At 44.8% G+C, this 15,625-nt stretch carries 15 protein-coding genes; 7 read left to right on the top strand and 8 right to left on the bottom strand.

Annotation, left to right across the window (positions count from 1 at the left end):
• Positions 1-396 precede the first annotated feature (396 nt).
• The 3 genes from RMO55_RS13960 to RMO55_RS13950 all read left to right on the top strand — a co-directional run bounded on the left by RMO55_RS13960 (position 397) and on the right by RMO55_RS13950 (position 1,756).
• Entirely contained in the window at positions 397-894 is a 498-nt protein-coding gene (locus tag RMO55_RS13960) for a Photosystem I reaction center subunit III (RefSeq protein ID WP_310427420.1), read from the top strand.
• A 155-nt stretch (positions 895-1,049) separates the two neighbouring features.
• A complete protein-coding gene (gene psaJ, locus RMO55_RS13955; protein ID WP_396134312.1) occupies positions 1,050-1,175 on the top strand; it encodes a photosystem I reaction center subunit IX in 126 nt (41 codons plus the stop codon).
• Between the two features lie 98 nt (positions 1,176-1,273).
• Positions 1,274-1,756, top strand: coding sequence for a photosystem I reaction center subunit XI (locus tag RMO55_RS13950; protein ID WP_310427419.1), 483 nt, complete (start codon positions 1,274-1,276; stop codon positions 1,754-1,756).
• Positions 1,757-1,866: 110 nt separating this feature from the next.
• Here the strand turns inward: RMO55_RS13950 and RMO55_RS13945 are convergent, their stop codons facing one another.
• The gene (locus RMO55_RS13945; RefSeq protein WP_310427417.1) at positions 1,867-2,535 is read right to left on the bottom strand and encodes a class I SAM-dependent methyltransferase; all 669 of its coding nucleotides are present in this window, start codon (positions 2,533-2,535) and stop codon (positions 1,867-1,869) included.
• 132 nt (positions 2,536-2,667) lie between these two features.
• A complete protein-coding gene (locus tag RMO55_RS13940) occupies positions 2,668-2,910 on the bottom strand; it encodes a hypothetical protein (RefSeq protein WP_310427415.1) in 243 nt (80 codons plus the stop codon).
• Between the two features lie 114 nt (positions 2,911-3,024).
• Here RMO55_RS13940 and RMO55_RS13935 point away from each other — a divergent pair, with 114 nt between their 5' ends.
• A complete protein-coding gene (locus RMO55_RS13935) occupies positions 3,025-4,626 on the top strand; it encodes an NAD(P)/FAD-dependent oxidoreductase (RefSeq protein WP_310427413.1) in 1,602 nt (533 codons plus the stop codon).
• Positions 4,627-4,838: 212 nt separating this feature from the next.
• Positions 4,839-5,531, top strand: a complete 693-nt coding sequence (locus RMO55_RS13930; protein WP_310427411.1) for a hypothetical protein — start codon at positions 4,839-4,841, stop codon at positions 5,529-5,531.
• A gap of 56 nt (positions 5,532-5,587) precedes the next feature.
• Here RMO55_RS13930 and polA read toward each other — a convergent pair whose 3' ends face one another.
• The 3 genes from polA to RMO55_RS13915 form a co-directional block, all read right to left on the bottom strand.
• Positions 5,588-8,491 (bottom strand): DNA polymerase I, encoded by a 2,904-nt coding sequence (polA, locus tag RMO55_RS13925; protein ID WP_310427410.1) that lies wholly within the window; start codon positions 8,489-8,491, stop codon positions 5,588-5,590.
• 221 nt (positions 8,492-8,712) lie between these two features.
• The gene (gene clpS / locus RMO55_RS13920; protein ID WP_310427409.1) at positions 8,713-9,000 is read right to left on the bottom strand and encodes an ATP-dependent Clp protease adapter ClpS; all 288 of its coding nucleotides are present in this window, start codon (positions 8,998-9,000) and stop codon (positions 8,713-8,715) included.
• A gap of 6 nt (positions 9,001-9,006) precedes the next feature.
• Entirely contained in the window at positions 9,007-11,214 is a 2,208-nt protein-coding gene (locus tag RMO55_RS13915; protein ID WP_310427408.1) for an FAD-dependent oxidoreductase, read from the bottom strand.
• A 638-nt stretch (positions 11,215-11,852) separates the two neighbouring features.
• Between RMO55_RS13915 and RMO55_RS13910 the strand changes: the two genes are divergently transcribed.
• Positions 11,853-12,065, top strand: a complete 213-nt coding sequence (locus RMO55_RS13910) for a hypothetical protein (RefSeq protein ID WP_396134314.1) — start codon at positions 11,853-11,855, stop codon at positions 12,063-12,065.
• On the opposite strand, the gene cobA is transcribed toward RMO55_RS13910, so the two are convergent.
• The 3 genes from cobA to RMO55_RS13895 all read right to left on the bottom strand — a co-directional run bounded on the left by cobA (position 12,066) and on the right by RMO55_RS13895 (position 14,642).
• Positions 12,066-12,851, bottom strand: coding sequence for a uroporphyrinogen-III C-methyltransferase (gene cobA, locus RMO55_RS13905; protein ID WP_310427406.1), 786 nt, complete (start codon positions 12,849-12,851; stop codon positions 12,066-12,068). It abuts the gene before it with no gap.
• A 22-nt stretch (positions 12,852-12,873) separates the two neighbouring features.
• The gene (locus RMO55_RS13900) at positions 12,874-13,605 is read right to left on the bottom strand and encodes a sirohydrochlorin chelatase (RefSeq protein ID WP_310427404.1); all 732 of its coding nucleotides are present in this window, start codon (positions 13,603-13,605) and stop codon (positions 12,874-12,876) included.
• Positions 13,606-13,778: 173 nt separating this feature from the next.
• Positions 13,779-14,642: a PEP-CTERM sorting domain-containing protein gene (locus RMO55_RS13895; protein WP_310427403.1), complete on the bottom strand. Its 864-nt coding sequence runs from the start codon at positions 14,640-14,642 to the stop codon at positions 13,779-13,781.
• A 331-nt stretch (positions 14,643-14,973) separates the two neighbouring features.
• Here RMO55_RS13895 and RMO55_RS13890 point away from each other — a divergent pair.
• The coding region (locus RMO55_RS13890; protein ID WP_310427401.1) for an AGE family epimerase/isomerase at positions 14,974-15,625 on the top strand (652 nt) is incomplete at its 3' end.

Here is a 15,625-nt window from a genome sequence, read left to right as displayed (position 1 = left end):
ATACTGCTGCAAACTTTACGATTGTTAACGATTGCTACCGCAGTTTCGTCACAACTTGTTTCAATTGATAAAACTGTTGTCATTAGCTGCTAATTTTAAATATGAAAATAGAGGTAAATAATTTGGCAACCGTCGTGGTGGATCTGTCGATCGGATAATACACCAACTCGAATAGCCGATCGATCGAGATCTCAACGATTCTCGATTGGAGCAGCTCTAGGGAACGGCAAAATATCGCCAACCTCTATAATATCGGTAATATTTGGCGATCGACGCGAGATATTACTGAGATTACCACAAAGACTATTATAGTTTTTTTGCTAATGCAGATCGGGTTCTCGATCGTGTATTTTGCAAACAAAACTTCTTGTTTTGTTACACAAGGAAACAATCATTATGCAAAAACTGTTGGCTTTTGTCTTTGCCATCTGTCTCTGGTTCAACTTTGCTCCGATCGCATCTGCGTCAGAAGTAGCCGGACTCGTTCGTTGTAGCGAATCCCAAGCCTTCCAGCAACGTGCGGCATCGGCACGGAATACCACCAGCGACCCCGAATCTGGCAAGAAACGCTTTGCGCTTTACTCCCAAGCTCTGTGTGGCCCTGAAGGACTTCCACACCTGATTGTAGATGGACGACTCGATCGAGCAGGCGACTTCTTGATCCCTAGTGTTCTGTTCCTCTACATCGCTGGTTGGATCGGTTGGGTAGGTCGTGCCTACGTGATCGCCATCAAAAAAGGCGACAACGCAGAAGAAAAAGAAATTATTATCGATTTACCTCTAGCAATTAGCTGTATGTTAGGCGGATTTGCTTGGCCTGCTGCTGCTGCGGCTGAATTTACCTCTGGTAAATTAGTTGCTAAAGATAATGAAATCACCGTTTCTCCTCGGTAAATTTGGTCGATCGATTAGCATAATTTCCAGAACCAAGTCAACAGCAATGTAACTAGAAACTGAGTAATTTGCCGATCGAATCTCCCTCTTCACCAACCGGATTGCCTTCGGGCAGCAACCCAGCCATCATCGATTTTAGATCCTGGAGATATTCCATGTCACATTTTGTCAGATTTCTATCTACTGCTCCAGTCTTGGCAGCAGTTTGGATGACATTTACAGCGGGTATTTTGATTGAGTTCAATCGTTTCTTCCCCGACTTATTATTTCATCCCTTGTAGTGTTTGGTGTTAGGGAATAGGTCGTAGTTGTTAGCTAATTCCTAATCCCTATCCCCTAATCCCTATCCCCTATCCCCTTATTTTTTGAGAGGTTCTCCATGCCTAATCGTACTCAAGCTATCAGTAGTCCTAGTCCTGAAGTTAGCAATTTAGCTACTCCAGTCAACTCTTCGGATATTATCAAAGCTTTCATCGGTAATTTACCTGTCTACCGTGGTGGTTTGTCCGCTCAACGACGGGGTTTAGAAATTGGAATGGCTCATGGCTATCTCCTGATCGGCCCCTTCACGCTCCTAGGACCACTCCGCAGTGCGGATCAAGCCCATTTAGCCGGATTGTTAGGTACAGTCGGGTTGGTGGTGATTTTGACTGTCTGTCTATCCATCTATGCAAGTACTAATCCCGCAGCACCGCTGGCTAGCGTGACTGTACCCAAGCCACCTGCCGATCTCAACGACCAAAAAGGCTGGAACGAATTTACTTCTGGTTTTTTAATTGGTGGCGTTGGTGGAGCTGCTTTTGGTTATTTATTATTAGCTAATGTGCCAGTTTTAAGTAGTTTTTCGATTCTTAGTAATTAGAATTGTTAAAACACTTAATTTATACTCGATCGCTCTTCAGCTAGATCGAGGCTATCCTAATTACCCTATCTTCTAATTTGAAGATGGGGTAATTTCATTTTTAGACGCTGCTAGACAAATTTTAAATAGACAATCCGAAATCGTCTGGTTGGGGTAGTGTCTAATGTATCGATCGAATCTTCAAAGGAGATCTGTGTTAATCCAGTGTCGGTAAATCTATTTAATTCGTCTTTGGTCAGGGGAAAAGGTAAATTATCGCAAGCATCTTCAGGATCGCGACCGCGACAGACGACGAATAACTTGCCATTAGGTGCGACGAAATTACCTATACAATCGATCGCATTTGGACGTATATTTGCAGGTAGTGCTTGAATAGTATAAATCTCGATAACCAGATCAAAACTTAATTTCCACTCGGTTGGAGCGGTGAATAAATCGACAGCTTGATAATTTACCTGAGATGTAGGAAATCTATGATGACACCAATCGATAGCGGTTTGAGATAGATCGAATGCTGTGACTTTCGCACCGAGTTTAGATAAATATTCGGCATCATCACCCAATCCACAGCCGACAACTAATACTCGCAGATTTTGCAAATTTAACTGGGCTGTTTCAACCCAGTTTACCAGCCATCCATTCACGCCTCGATCCGCCCAGGGAATTGCATTGGAATTTCCTTGAGCTTCTGCATACAAAGTTTCAAACCAGCCAGTATAATCGCCATTGGCATATGCAGCGGCAGATAATTCGTACAACCGAGTTCTAGATTTAGTCATAATTTCTTGTACTCAATTTAAGATCTTTCTCGAATTGACTTACTTTGATAAGTTAGAATAATCGGTAACTAGGGGAGCGTGCTCAATGCACCAAGTTTTGGATCTACTTCTGTGAATGCAAATCGGACTTTATCAGCCATGAACCGTCGCCTTTTTTGCTGCTAGAGCTATAGCCAAAATTGCCGCAGCTTCAAAAGAGTCATGCAATCCGTAGCTGATTGGAATATTTTGATTCGATTCAGGATAGTCTCCTTTTATAGTCAACGAAGTCAATCCTGATTCTCTAACCAAATCATTGACTAAAAACTGTAACAGCAATAGTCGATCTGTAGAAGATAATTCTCGAACAGTAGAAATAATTTGTGTTAGTTCCATAATTCTAGATATTTTTTGCTATTCGACTATTGTACTCTTGGATTCAAGCAACGACTATAACCACTATGTCAGAATAAGAGTAGATTTTGCGCCAACTGTCTAGGATAATCGTCCATGCTCCGCCTCTCTGAAGTCAAACTCTCACTCGATCGCACTGAAGCGGATATTCAGTCTGCTATTCTCAAGAAGCTATCGATCGATCCCAAGGATCTAATTCGCTACACTATTTTCAAGCGGAGTTATGATGCGCGGAAACGGGGTGATGTTTCGTTTGTCTATGTTATCGATGTCGAGACGACGCGGGAGAAACAGCTCCTGCAAAGATTCAAAAAAGATCCGCACATCGTACCAACTCCCGATACTAGCTATCGATATGTTGCTCAAGCAACAGCTAAAATAGAACAACGTCCGATCGTGATTGGTTGTGGGCCATGTGGGATGTTTGCTGGGTTATTATTGGCACAGATGGGATTTCGCCCAATTATTTTAGAGCGCGGAAAGGCTGTACACGATCGATCTGTCGATACTTTTGGCTTTTGGAGCAAGGCGAAATTCAATCCCGAATCTAATGCTCAATTTGGCGAAGGTGGTGCGGGGACATTTTCGGATGGTAAGCTCTATAGTCGAATTAAAGATGCCCAACATCATGGGCGCAAGGTATTAGCAGAGCTGGTAAATGCGGGTGCTGCGCCGGAAATTTTGTATATTAATAAGCCCCACATCGGTACCTATCGATTAGTAAAAATCGTTGAAAACATCCGCAATTCGATCGAATCTTTAGGTGGTGAAATTCGCTTCCAGAGTCGGGTAGAAAATATTAATATCGAAAATGGGCAAGTCTGCGGTGTTACTCTCGCCAGTGGTGAATATATTCCCAGCAACCATGTGATTTTAGCAGTTGGACATAGTGCCCGCGATACCTTTGAAATGCTCCATCAGTCTGGAGTATACATCGAACCCAAACCATTCTCGATCGGCTTTCGCGTCGAACATCCCCAATCCCTGATTGATAAATGTCGGCTCGGATCTCAAATCGGACATCCGATGCTCGGTGCGGCTGATTATAGTCTAGTTCATCATTGCGCCAATGGTCGATCGGTTTATAGCTTCTGTATGTGCCCTGGTGGGCAAGTTGTCGCCGCTACATCAGAGGTAGGGCGGGTGGTGACGAATGGAATGAGCCAATACGAGCGCAGCGGTAAGAATGCCAATAGTGGCATCGTTGTCGGAATTACACCCGAAGATTATCCAGGTAATCCGATCGCGGGGATTGAATTTCAACGGCGATTAGAAGAGAATGCTTTTAAACTTGGTGGCGGCACCTATGAGGCTCCAGGACAACTGGTAGGCGACTTTTTGACAGGTACAGCCTCCACGCAGTTAGGCACCGTCAAACCGTCATATAAGCCAGGAGTTCACCTGTGCGATTTGAGTTCGAGTTTACCAGATTACGCGATCGAGGCTATTCGCGAAGCTATCCCTGCTTTTGATAAACAAATCGAAGGATTTTCGATGCACGATGCGGTATTGACGGGAGTGGAAACTCGCACATCATCGCCGATTTGCATTAAGCGGGGAGCTGATTATCAAAGCTTAAATACCAAGGGTTTATATCCAGCGGGGGAAGGTGCTGGTTATGCGGGAGGGATTTTGTCGGCGGGGGTGGATGGAATTAAGGTGGCTGAGGCTGTTGCTCTGAGTATTCAGAAACAATGAAGTGGCTAGTACTGAGCGGGTTTAGTTGAGATTGCTGGAATCGAATAATATGAATAAATATTAAGAAATTTTACTACCCTATAGCTACTTAATTTTATTGTGTGGGCATACTATGACCAAGTTTATCGGTCAGCAGGTTGGGAAGAATCAAAAATTCAACTTGTGCCACCAAATAGACTGAGAGAACCCGATTATCCTACGGACGCTTTACTATGTCTTCCATTTCGACCAATCTAAAAATCCCACATTCCGCATTGCGGAATGTGGGTAATAAAGTTTACCTTGCTACTGCTGGATTATTACTAATCACAACGGCTCTAAGTACTTCTAGTGCAAATGCAGCATCGTTAACAATTCCTACAACAACTGTCAATGGTACCGATGTTTTCTCTGGTCCATCCTTTACCGTAACTAGCAATTTTCTGGGAACAGATACAATTAGCCTTAATGTTTCAGGGACTGTCGAGATTGCAAATGGAAATTACAGATCGAATGCGGCTGGGATAGCTACACAAGCAGGGTTTGTGCAACCTGGCGCCTTTTTGACTGGACCACAGAATCGTAATTTTGGTGCTTTGCTATTGGGGAATAGTACTCTAGGATTTTTCAACTTATTTGCATCATCAGTTGCAAATGGTCTAGGTAGTCCAACTCCACCAACCAATCTTTCACTTAATAGTGTTTCCTTAGCCTCAATCTTTGGTACTGGTCTGAATAATGGTACAGTACTTCAGTTTCGAGTTAATGATACTAATAATGCTGACAATTCAGGTGCATTTACCGTAAGTGGTTCGATAAATAGTGCAGCAACCGCCGTTCCCGAACCATTTACGATTATTGGCACCTTAATCGGTGGTACAGCCACAGTTCAGATGAGAAAGAAACTGAAATCTGACAAAGCATAGATGAATCGATATTTGAATTTAGATGGTGGGCATTGCTTACCATCTAAATTTATTTCTTATTTCGCCTCCATCCAATTAGCCCCACTCCCAATTTCTGCCACCATGGGCACACTCAGATCGATCGCATTTTCCATCGTTGCCTTAATCTTCGGCTGCAACTCCGCCCACTCATCCAGCGGAATTTCCAATACCAATTCATCATGCACTTGCAATAACATCTTCGCTTGATATTGCTCCAATAACTTATCGATTTTAATCATCGCTAATTTAATAATATCCGCACTCGAACCCTGAATCGGTGCATTCGCCGCAGCGCGTAAATGTCCCGCATCTAGTTGTCCGAGATTGCCTAAATCTTCGAGATTAATCTGATTTGGATCGCTACCTTTTAAGCCGCGCAATTTACCGCTTTCAAACTTGAAATACCGCCGCCGTCCGCAGACAGTTTCGACATATCCGAGGGCAATTGCTTCGCGTTTGACGCGCTCTAGGTAGTCGAAAATGCCTGGATAACGTTCGTAAAATTTCTCGATGAAGATTTTGGCTTCGCTGGTTTTTACGCCAGTTTCTCGTCCAAATTTAGCGGCACCCATGCCATAAACTACGCCGAAGTTAATGATTTTACCCATCCGGCGTTGTTCGCTGGTAACGGTATCGCTTTCAAACAATAGTTTGGCGGTGACGGTATGGATGTCTTCGTTTTGGTTGTAAGCAGTAATTAAAACAGGTTCCTGACTCAGATGGGCGAGGATGCGAAGTTCGATTTGGGAGTAGTCAACTGCGGCGAGAATCCAACCTGGTGCGGGGATAAATGCGCGACGAATTTGGCGACTAAATTCGGTGCGGATGGGGATATTTTGGAGGTTGGGATGGGATGATGATAGTCTGCCTGTGCTGGTGACGGCTTGATTAAAATCGGTGTGAACTCTGCCTGTTTTGGGATGAATTAGGGCAGGGAGTGCGTCAACGTAGGTTGATTTGAGTTTGGAGAAGGTGCGGTGTTGGAGGATTAGATCGACGACTTCATGTTTACCTTGCAATTTTTCAAGGGTATTGACATCAGTGGAGTAGCCGGATTTAGTTTGACGGATACCTTTTGTATCCAGTTCGAGTTTTTCAAAGAGGATCTGGGCGAGTTGTTTGGGTGAACCGAGATTAAATTTTTCTCCCGCTAGTGCGTAGGTTTCTGCTTCGATTCGATCTAAATCTTTGGCTAAAATTACTGATAATGTCTGCAGATATTCAGCATCGATATTAATCCCGCGATCTTCCATCTCGGCGAGAATGGGTTCGAGAGGTTGCTCGATCTCTTGTAATAGTGCGAGTAATTTCGGAGCGGCGGCTAATTCGGCTTTGAGGAGGCTGTGCAGGCGGCAGGTACCCCAGACATCCATCCCGCAATATTCAGCGACTAGGGGGATGCTAATATTCGCGATAGTTTGTCCTTTGGCGACTAGTTCGGTATAACTTTGGGGGACAATGCCCAGATAGCGGCTGGATAAATCTGTGAGGTTATGGCTGCTATCGGGATTTAAGACGTAGCTCGCCAACATCGTGTCAAATACCACGCCTTGGAGATTAACACCTTGGTTTTTAAATACCAATCGATCGAACTTGGCATTCTGCAATACTTTTGGATATGTCGCAGATTCGAGAATTGGTTTGAGACTATTTAAAACTAATTCTAGATCTAAATTATCGCCCGTTTCATGTCCGACGGGAATATATGCCACGCTATTAGTTTCCTCGCCCCAACAACAACCAATCCCAACTAATTTCGCATTTCGCGGTTCTAAATCGGTAGTTTCCGTATCCCAAGCAATGGGACGATTTGGGTCTGTGTATTGTTGGAGATTGGTAATTAAAGCTTGCAGTTTCTCTGAACTATCGATAATTTGCGGTTGAATTGGACATTGCCGACTGAGCTGAAATTTATCCGTATCTTCGGCACTAAAAAACCAGAGATCGTCACTACCATCATCAGGTGCAATCAAACTAACCGACTCCTGACTATCAGGAATCGCATCAGGAATTGTCACCCCTCCAAAAGCTTCATGCAGCTTCTCAATATCCTTATTAAAACGATGCAATTCCAGCGTCTGTAATAACGGCTGCACCTGCCCAAAATCAAACCCAGTTAACTTAGTTGATTTTAGCTCCAAATCTAACGGTACATCCGTAATAATCCTCGCTAAATATTGCGAGTGATCTGCATCCTCCTTCCCCGCAACCAGCCTCTTACCTGTCGCACCTGGAATCTCATCCACTCGATCGTAAACAGTCTTTAGATCCTGATATTCTGTTAATAACTTCACCGCCGTCTTGTCCCCAATTCCGCGCACGCCAGGAATGCTATCCGACTTATCCCCACACAAAGCCTTGTAGTCAATAATCTGATTGGCTCTCACCCCCATCTTATCGATTACCCCCTGCTCATTCATTTCCGTCGTCCCAGGTTGACCGCCAGGAGAGTAAGCTGATGATAGATACAATACACTCACCCTGTCTCGATCGTTCACCAATTGGAACATATCCTTATCGCCAGACAAAATCTTCACCTGATAACCAGCGCGGCTACCTCTCCCCGCCAACGTCCCCAAAATGTCATCAGCCTCATATCCTGGAGCCGTAATCGTCGGTAAATTTAACGCCGTCAATAACAGATATAGATTCTGAATATCGATTGTGAAATCTTCCGGCGTTTCCACTCGATCGGCCTTATAATTATCATCAGCCTCATGTCTAAAAGTCGGCTGGCGTAAGTCAAATGCGATCGCCATCGAATCCGGTTTTTGACTATTAATAATCTCCACCAAAGCCTTCACAAATCCAAAACAAATACTCGTCGGCACTCCCGCCGAAGTCATCAAGCCACCGCTCTTACTTTTTGCATAAGCATAATAAGAACGATAAGCCAAAGAGTGTCCATCGACGAGGATTAGTAGGGGAGTTGGAGACATACGATCGAGTAGATTAATCTAATTAAATTATACACAATCCGTAGATGGCTTTGTTTATGAAATAACCCACGAATAATTCTAACTATCTAAATCAAACCCGCTCTCACCCACCACTAACACACAGCTATTAATTGCTGAGTTTTTAGATATCCACTCGCTTTTTTTTCCACTATTTCGAGTTGTTGTAGTGGCAGATTTTCCATCACAGTTCGAAACCTAATTTATGCCCCTTCCAAAGGTGCCATTGTTAAACCAGCACGGCGTAACTGTTGGTGATAGAGTTCTGCTTGCTCTTGCGGGCCGACCCAGACGATCGCTTGTCCTTCAAAATGGACTTGATTTGTCAATTCCCAGGCACGATCTTCACTCATGCCTGGAACATAAGTCATCAAACAAGTATGAACGTGCTCAAAAGTATTAAAGTCATCATCTAAAACGATGACTTTAAAATTTGGATAAGGTTTTGAAACCGTTACTGTCTGACTAGACTTTTCAGTCGTAAAAACCATAGAAATTTACTTCCACTCTTGCCAATTATTATTAAAGATCGAAGTATTCGGAAAAGATGTCGGGTTGTTGTTAGCGGTTAAGCGTTTGCGTAACTCCAAAATTGAGGGTGAGGGATTTGGGAGTGTTTCGACGATTTGGGCGGGGGTGATGCCTTTTTCGAGGGCAAATGCAGCCGTGGTACCAGCAGCAGCACCAGCAGACCATTCAAAGGAATGAATCCGGTAGGCAGCAGCCGCGACATGACTAGTGGCGATACTTTTGCCAGCTATTAACATATTATCAATCTTTTGGGGAATCATTGCCCGTAGGGGAATTTGGAAGGGGTAAGCGGCTCCTTCGCCTTTGCGTGCGCCTTCCCGTTCGGTATTATTGGGAGATTCGTGGGGACTGTTTTGCATACAGGGATGAAAATCGATCGCGTAGTGACCGATGCCCACAGTATCAGCATACATGGTAGCTCGATTGCGGGTGGGGGTAGGTTTACTAGTGCCCTCTGTTGGGGCTAAATCGGCCTGTAACCGTCGCTGGTTCGCGTCGATCGCATAGTGTTCGATTCCGGCTTTATCAGCATACATCCTCGAGGCTCGTTTGGAGCGGCTTTGCAGTCGATCGGGGGTGGATGTCGTTTTTTCGGGATTATCCCCAAATAGTACGTTGAGGGCATCTACACCCGCTAAATTCGCACGTAGCTGACGCTGTTGGTCGGCTGGTAGTTCTGGCATTTTCTTAGGATCGAGCAGGTTATTTCGGCTCATATCGACCTCTGAGATGACAAATCCATCTTTATAACCATAGGCAGGTCTGCCGATAATTCTGCGTCCTTCGCGGATGTAGGGATATTTGGATAAACCGTGAACTGTACCCATTGGGGAGTCCAAGCCACTGAGATAGCGTTGGTTAGGATTGGGTGTTTTTACCCAATGATTGGCGGATTTGGGATCGGGATTGGCACGGGAATCTGTTTCGCCAGCGACGAGCCAGTAGTAGAATCCTTGGGAGTTTTCTTCGCCTTTGCGGAGGGTACTCGTCCGCAATCCACCCATCCAGCCACCTGGTTCTAATTGTTTGCCAGTTTGCAATTGGGATCGATCGAGAATTAAATTATCGTTAGCACTACCTGGGCGATAATCATTTCCCCAAGTCCAGTTTTGCATGGAGATATCCCCAGGTGCGGGAGCCGAATAGTTAATCCCGCCGAATTTAGTGGCTTTGCCTTCACCAGGACTCCAAATCCGGCGATAGCTATAGACTACGCCAAAATCAGCTAGACGTTTGAGTTCGTAGCTATAGTAGGGGGCGTACTGTTGATAAAAAACTGGTGGAGTTTGCGGTTGAGGTGTCGCTGTCGTCTCCATTGCAAAGGGATAGGTAAACCCTTGGGTGCAGTAAGGATCGCCTGTGGTGCTGGCGGATGAGGGTTCGTCAGCAGATCTTGCGTCGATACCCAGACGATAGGGGACATCTGCCAAGCCGACTAGTTCTCCGGTTTCAGTGGCATCGACGACATACCAGTCTGCGGGTTTCGAGGCTTGCTGTTGGGCTGTTTTATGGGTGGGGATGAAGATAATTTTGCGCTTCTGAAATCGGTGAGAATCTCGATAATTATAAGCATCCTCGATCGTCTGCGACAATGTTTCTGTGTTTACAGGTGGCGTTCCTGGGTGAACTTCGTGTTGAATTGCCACTACCGCATTAATCTGTTGTCCTTCGCCGCGTTTGGCAACGATGAGATCTTTGACTACGGTATTCGGATACCAATGAAGTTTGCCTTTACCCTTGCGCTCTGCTGTCTGCAACATCCCGTACAGGATGTTATGAGCATCTTTAGGTAGAAAGCAAGCTTCACTCACCCAGCAGTCGCCAGGGTTCAATTTGCCGTAACGCTCCTGAATCTTTTGACGAAATTCGAGATAACCGCGCGGGAAATATTTTTTGGCGCGTTGGGTGGGACGTTCATCGAGTGCAGATACGCCTTGGGCGGTGATTTGTCCGCCTACCCAATCGGTAATCTCCGTCATGCAGACTTGTTTACCAGCCAGTAAACCTTCATAAGCGGTAGCCGTACCGCTCAAACCACCACCAGCAATCATCATATCGCAGCCGATCGTGCTATCTACTTGTTTATTTTCAGCCGCAGCCAGGATGGTAGGGAAGTAACCTAATTCGATCGATACTAATCCCAAACATAGAACAGCTAATGGTTTCTTTATCATTTGGATTTTAAATTTGGTAAATGCGGGGTTTGAATTTAGTGGAAAGTTGAAAGTTGAAAGCGATTCTAGTAGCCTGCCCTTAGAAACTAAAATTTTTTCTCGTAGGGTGTGTTAGGCGAAGCCGTAACGCACCCTACCGCAAATCTGTTTCGCAAGAAATCATATTTCTAAAGGCAGGCTGCTAGTAGGCTGTTGGAGCGAGCAACACTTTACAAGAGTCTTGCTCTTTAGAATACTGTACGATCGATCGGTTATGTCGATCGGGGGCAATTACTCACGATCGATAATGTCAGTTTGGGTTAAGGATATTTGCTCCGTTTCCGCACCGCCAAAGATTTCAGTCGCTAGCTAACAGCACCCTATGGGGGCGACAATTACTCCGACAATCGATCTATCTAACAAGTTCCGCATCGATTTCATGACGCAATATTCGATCGTGTATCATCTGCTGGCAAAATCTGAGCATCCTAGGATACGCTGGAAGAGCGACACTTACAGCCCCATGAAGATATTTGGGAAACACGGGATTTTCATTTTAATTTATTAACCTTCATTGCAGATCTCGATCGGAAGTCGATCTAGTGTGCTAAATTCGGGAGTGAATGTTGAAGATCCACCCTTAAACTCTAATAAAATCGGTGATAGAAAATAATTTCGCTCAGACTAATCTAGATTCCCAGCTAGCAGCAGGTGAAGAAATGAGTGACTATGTAGCCCATCTCCAAATGCACATGGCACTTCAAGCTCGCAATCTAGTTCCCAACATAACCAATGCAGTTGACAGTCGCGAATTATTTCTGTATCAGACTCAAGCACATTTTGAAAAATTAGCATCTCGTCAAGTTTGCTGATTAATTTGGCGCGTATAGACTGCCGAGTGTATCGTGGAGCTTAACCACATTGCCTATTACGGCGATTGATGGCGCACTAAATTGTCGAATTTCGACTGCTGCTACCACCGTCTCTAAAGTGGCGATTAGTTCCTGTTGATTGGGCGTGGTGCCCCACCGGACTAAGGCAATCGGTGTGTCACCAGCCAATCCAGCCGCAATTAGTTCATGGGCAATCCGATCGAGATTGTGAACGCCCATATACACTACAATTGTTTCGGCACTTTGAGCGATCGCTTGCCAATTGACTCCAGGACGGTATTTACCAGCCATTTCGTGCCCAGTCACAAAAATAACTGAAGAACTATAATTGCGATGGGTGAGGGGGATACCAGCATAGGCTGGAGCCGCAATACCAGAGGTAACTCCAGGTACAACTTCTACAGGTATTCCCGCAGCAACTAGATCCTCCATTTCTTCACCGCCACGTCCGAAAATAAACGGATCTCCACCCTTTAACCGCACGACGATCGCCTGTTCCTTGGCTTTAGCAATTAATAGTTCGGTGGTTTCATTCTGGAGCAGGGAATGTCTACCCATCCGTTTACCCGCATCGATTTGCTCCGCATGGGGAGAGATGATTGCGAGGATTTCGGCACTAACTAGGGCATCATAAATTACCACGTCGGCAGATTCTAATAATATCTTACCTTTAATCGTCAATAGTCCTGGATCTCCAGGCCCTGCACCGACTAAATAAACCTTACCAATTGTCTGAATCACTTGTCCTCTGTCTGGATTTGGCACTAATTTTCAGATGTCCGAGCGGCTACGCCAACGTTGTTAAGATTTTGCCGATTGTTGCCGCCAATTCTGGACTATTACCGATTGGCTCGCCTAGAGTTAATTGTACCTGTGGATACTGCTGTCTTAATTGTGCGACTAGAGATTCGATCGCGTCAGTGATTCCACCCGCAAATAGAAAATAAGGTAAGATCCTAATTTCTGTTGCACCTGTGGCGATCGATGCTGCGACTGTATCTGTTAAGCTGGGGGAGACCGACCAGTAAGCGACACTGATATTCAAACTACTTGCTAGTTGTTCGACGATCGCATTTCCACCCGATCGCCGACTACCGTGGGCTATTATCATAGTCTGACTGGAGTAGTGAGAAAGGTTCTGTCCGAACAAATTTGTAAAATTAGGATGAAAGCCGAGAAAGGGTGCGACTACTAATTCTACCAGGTCGCCAAGTTCTCGATCGGCAATGGCTACCTCTGCGGGGATATCGTCCATGACATGTACGCCAGATATTAAAAATAGCGGTAAAATTAGCACTCGTTTTATTCCGCACGGCGAGCAGTTGCGGGCAAAATCACTAATTTGGACGTGTAAGGGTTTGTCAGCCAATTCTAATTGTGCTGTTGCAACTAAAGTCGGAGATTTAACAGCAGAAAATTCTGCAAACCAGCCGCTTAATTGCTGCGCCAATTTGGCTACAGCCATCTGTGGACGAGGATCGCGGCTGCCGTGAGATACTAATAGATAAGCGTCAGACAAATGAGTGAATGGTGATTAGCCGTTGTGAATATCGTAATTAATTATATAGAACCGAATGCAGTTAATTCGGGTATTAGGTATTGGGTATTGGCTATTAGCGATGGGATAAAACCTAACAGCTAAAACCTAACACCCATCCCACTAAAAACCTATAACTAGCAACTTGGGTTAATCTACTTTAATAGCTTAGTAATCGATCGATCGGTTTTACCTAACTTACGTTTGAGAGTAGCACCAAAGCCGATCGCCAATCCCATGCCGAGCAGGCTACTTGGTTCGGGAACCGCCGCAGCATTAGTATTCAACGTGATATTTTGGATATCGACACTCGCACCAGCCGAAGTTGTATTATCACCAAAGAAAATAACGTCAGCAGTGTTGTAAACCTGGGTAAGCGGAGTTATTGCAGCAGCGGAATAGTCCTTTAACAGACCGCTAAAACTTTGATTTGGATTGCTACCAATAGTTAGAGTATAACCACTACCAGTAACTTTTAAATCGTATGTAGTTAGCGTGTCAAGTATCCCAGTCCGAATATTTGACTTTTGCTCGGTAGCATTGATAGCATTAAAACTACTATTTTGAGCAAAAATATCAGAATCTCTAAATCCAATTTCTACCCCTTTTTTATCACTACCCAAAACCAGCACGCTAAAGCCAGCACGGTTGGGACCATTTGCTCCAGTATTTGTTTGCGAGTTAATTTTTATTTTAAAGCTGAGTGTATATCCAGCACTATTATCTAATGTTGATGTCAATAAAGTACCTGCGTTACTACGATTGCCATAACCAGCAAAAGTAAACTCGGACAAAAGTGGATTGGGATCGAAGGTATTTAAAGTAGTCACACCACCACTAGCTATTTGGGAAGCAACACCGATTGCCCTGAAATCTAGATATGGACTATTATCGGGCGTAACACCCGAACTGCCATCATAGAGAACCGTAGTAACAGCACCAACTCGATCGAAGCTCCCACCAGCCACAACCCCACTCATCGCAACACCAGCAATTAATCCCCAAGATCTCAACTTCATTCTATATGTCTCCAAAAGTAGTTAGAAAATAGACTTTCCCCCATTATGCCCATTAAGTAAAAATACCATAACTTATTTTAAGAAATATTACTCGATATTTAGTAGTCTTGGGCGTTCGGGGTTCGGGGTTCGGGATTCGGGGTTCGGGGTTCGAGATTCGGGGATTGGGATAGTCACATAACTCGCGCCGCCTAGTACTAGTTACTCATTCACTATCCACTATTCACTATCCACTCACTACCCTGGCTATCTAATTTGACACTGGGAATGGAGTAGATGATAGGATTCTCTTGAGCGCGGCTATACAGGGGCAAATTCGAGGATCTCAAGCATGAACTACGATTTCAAGGAACTAGCGAAACTCTACCGAGATACACTCCTGAATAATGTATTGCCATTTTGGGAGCAAAATTCGATCGATTGGGAGCAAGGCGGTTATTTTACATGTCTCGATCGATCGGGGAAAGTATACGATACAGATAAGTTTATCTGGCTCCAAAATCGCCAGGTGTGGACATTTTCAATGTTGTACAATCGGGTGGAGCAGCGGAGTGAGTGGCTGAAAATAGCCGGACATGGAGCGAGCTTCTTAGCCGAACACGGACGCGATCCACAGGGAAATTGGTATTTTGCCCTCGATCGATCGGGACAGCCCCTCGTACAGCCTTACAACATCTTCTCAGACTGTTTTGCTGCGATGGCATTCAGTCAATATGCCCTCGCCGACGGGGAATCCTGGGCGAAGGATGTCGCTCTTCAAGCCTATCAAAATGTCTTGCGGCGCAAAGATGATCCTAAAGGTCACTATAATAAAACCTATCCTGGGACTCGATCGCTCAAATCTCTCGCCGTACCGATGATTTTGGCGAACCTGACGCTGGAAATAGCATGGTTATTGCCAAGTGAGGAGTTAGACCGAGTGTTAGATCTAACTGTGCGGGAGGTAATGACTGACTTTCTTGACAAAGAGCGCGGGCTAATGT

Source organism: Chamaesiphon sp. VAR_48_metabat_135_sub, assembly GCF_031418915.1.
Classification (GTDB): domain Bacteria; phylum Cyanobacteriota; class Cyanobacteriia; order Cyanobacteriales; family Chamaesiphonaceae; genus Chamaesiphon.
The sequence above is the reverse complement of the archived record's forward strand: the minus strand, read 5'-3'. Positions and strand labels throughout refer to the sequence as shown.

Bases quoted from the DNA above. Each gene is read 5' to 3' on its own strand.
- RMO55_RS13960 (WP_310427420.1), top strand. From the start codon at position 397: ATGCAAAAACTGTTGGCTTTTGTCTTTGCCATCTGTCTCTGGTTCAAC.
- psaJ (WP_396134312.1), top strand. From the start codon at position 1,050: ATGTCACATTTTGTCAGATTTCTATCTACTGCTCCAGTCTTGGCAGCA.
- RMO55_RS13950 (WP_310427419.1), top strand. From the start codon at position 1,274: ATGCCTAATCGTACTCAAGCTATCAGTAGTCCTAGTCCTGAAGTTAGC.
- RMO55_RS13945 (WP_310427417.1), bottom strand. From the start codon at position 2,535: ATGACTAAATCTAGAACTCGGTTGTACGAATTATCTGCCGCTGCATAT.
- RMO55_RS13940 (WP_310427415.1), bottom strand. From the start codon at position 2,910: ATGGAACTAACACAAATTATTTCTACTGTTCGAGAATTATCTTCTACA.
- RMO55_RS13935 (WP_310427413.1), top strand. From the start codon at position 3,025: ATGCTCCGCCTCTCTGAAGTCAAACTCTCACTCGATCGCACTGAAGCG.
- RMO55_RS13930 (WP_310427411.1), top strand. From the start codon at position 4,839: ATGTCTTCCATTTCGACCAATCTAAAAATCCCACATTCCGCATTGCGG.
- polA (WP_310427410.1), bottom strand. From the start codon at position 8,491: ATGTCTCCAACTCCCCTACTAATCCTCGTCGATGGACACTCTTTGGCT.
- clpS (WP_310427409.1), bottom strand. From the start codon at position 9,000: ATGGTTTTTACGACTGAAAAGTCTAGTCAGACAGTAACGGTTTCAAAA.
- RMO55_RS13915 (WP_310427408.1), bottom strand. From the start codon at position 11,214: ATGATAAAGAAACCATTAGCTGTTCTATGTTTGGGATTAGTATCGATC.
- RMO55_RS13895 (WP_310427403.1), bottom strand. From the start codon at position 14,642: ATGAAGTTGAGATCTTGGGGATTAATTGCTGGTGTTGCGATGAGTGGG.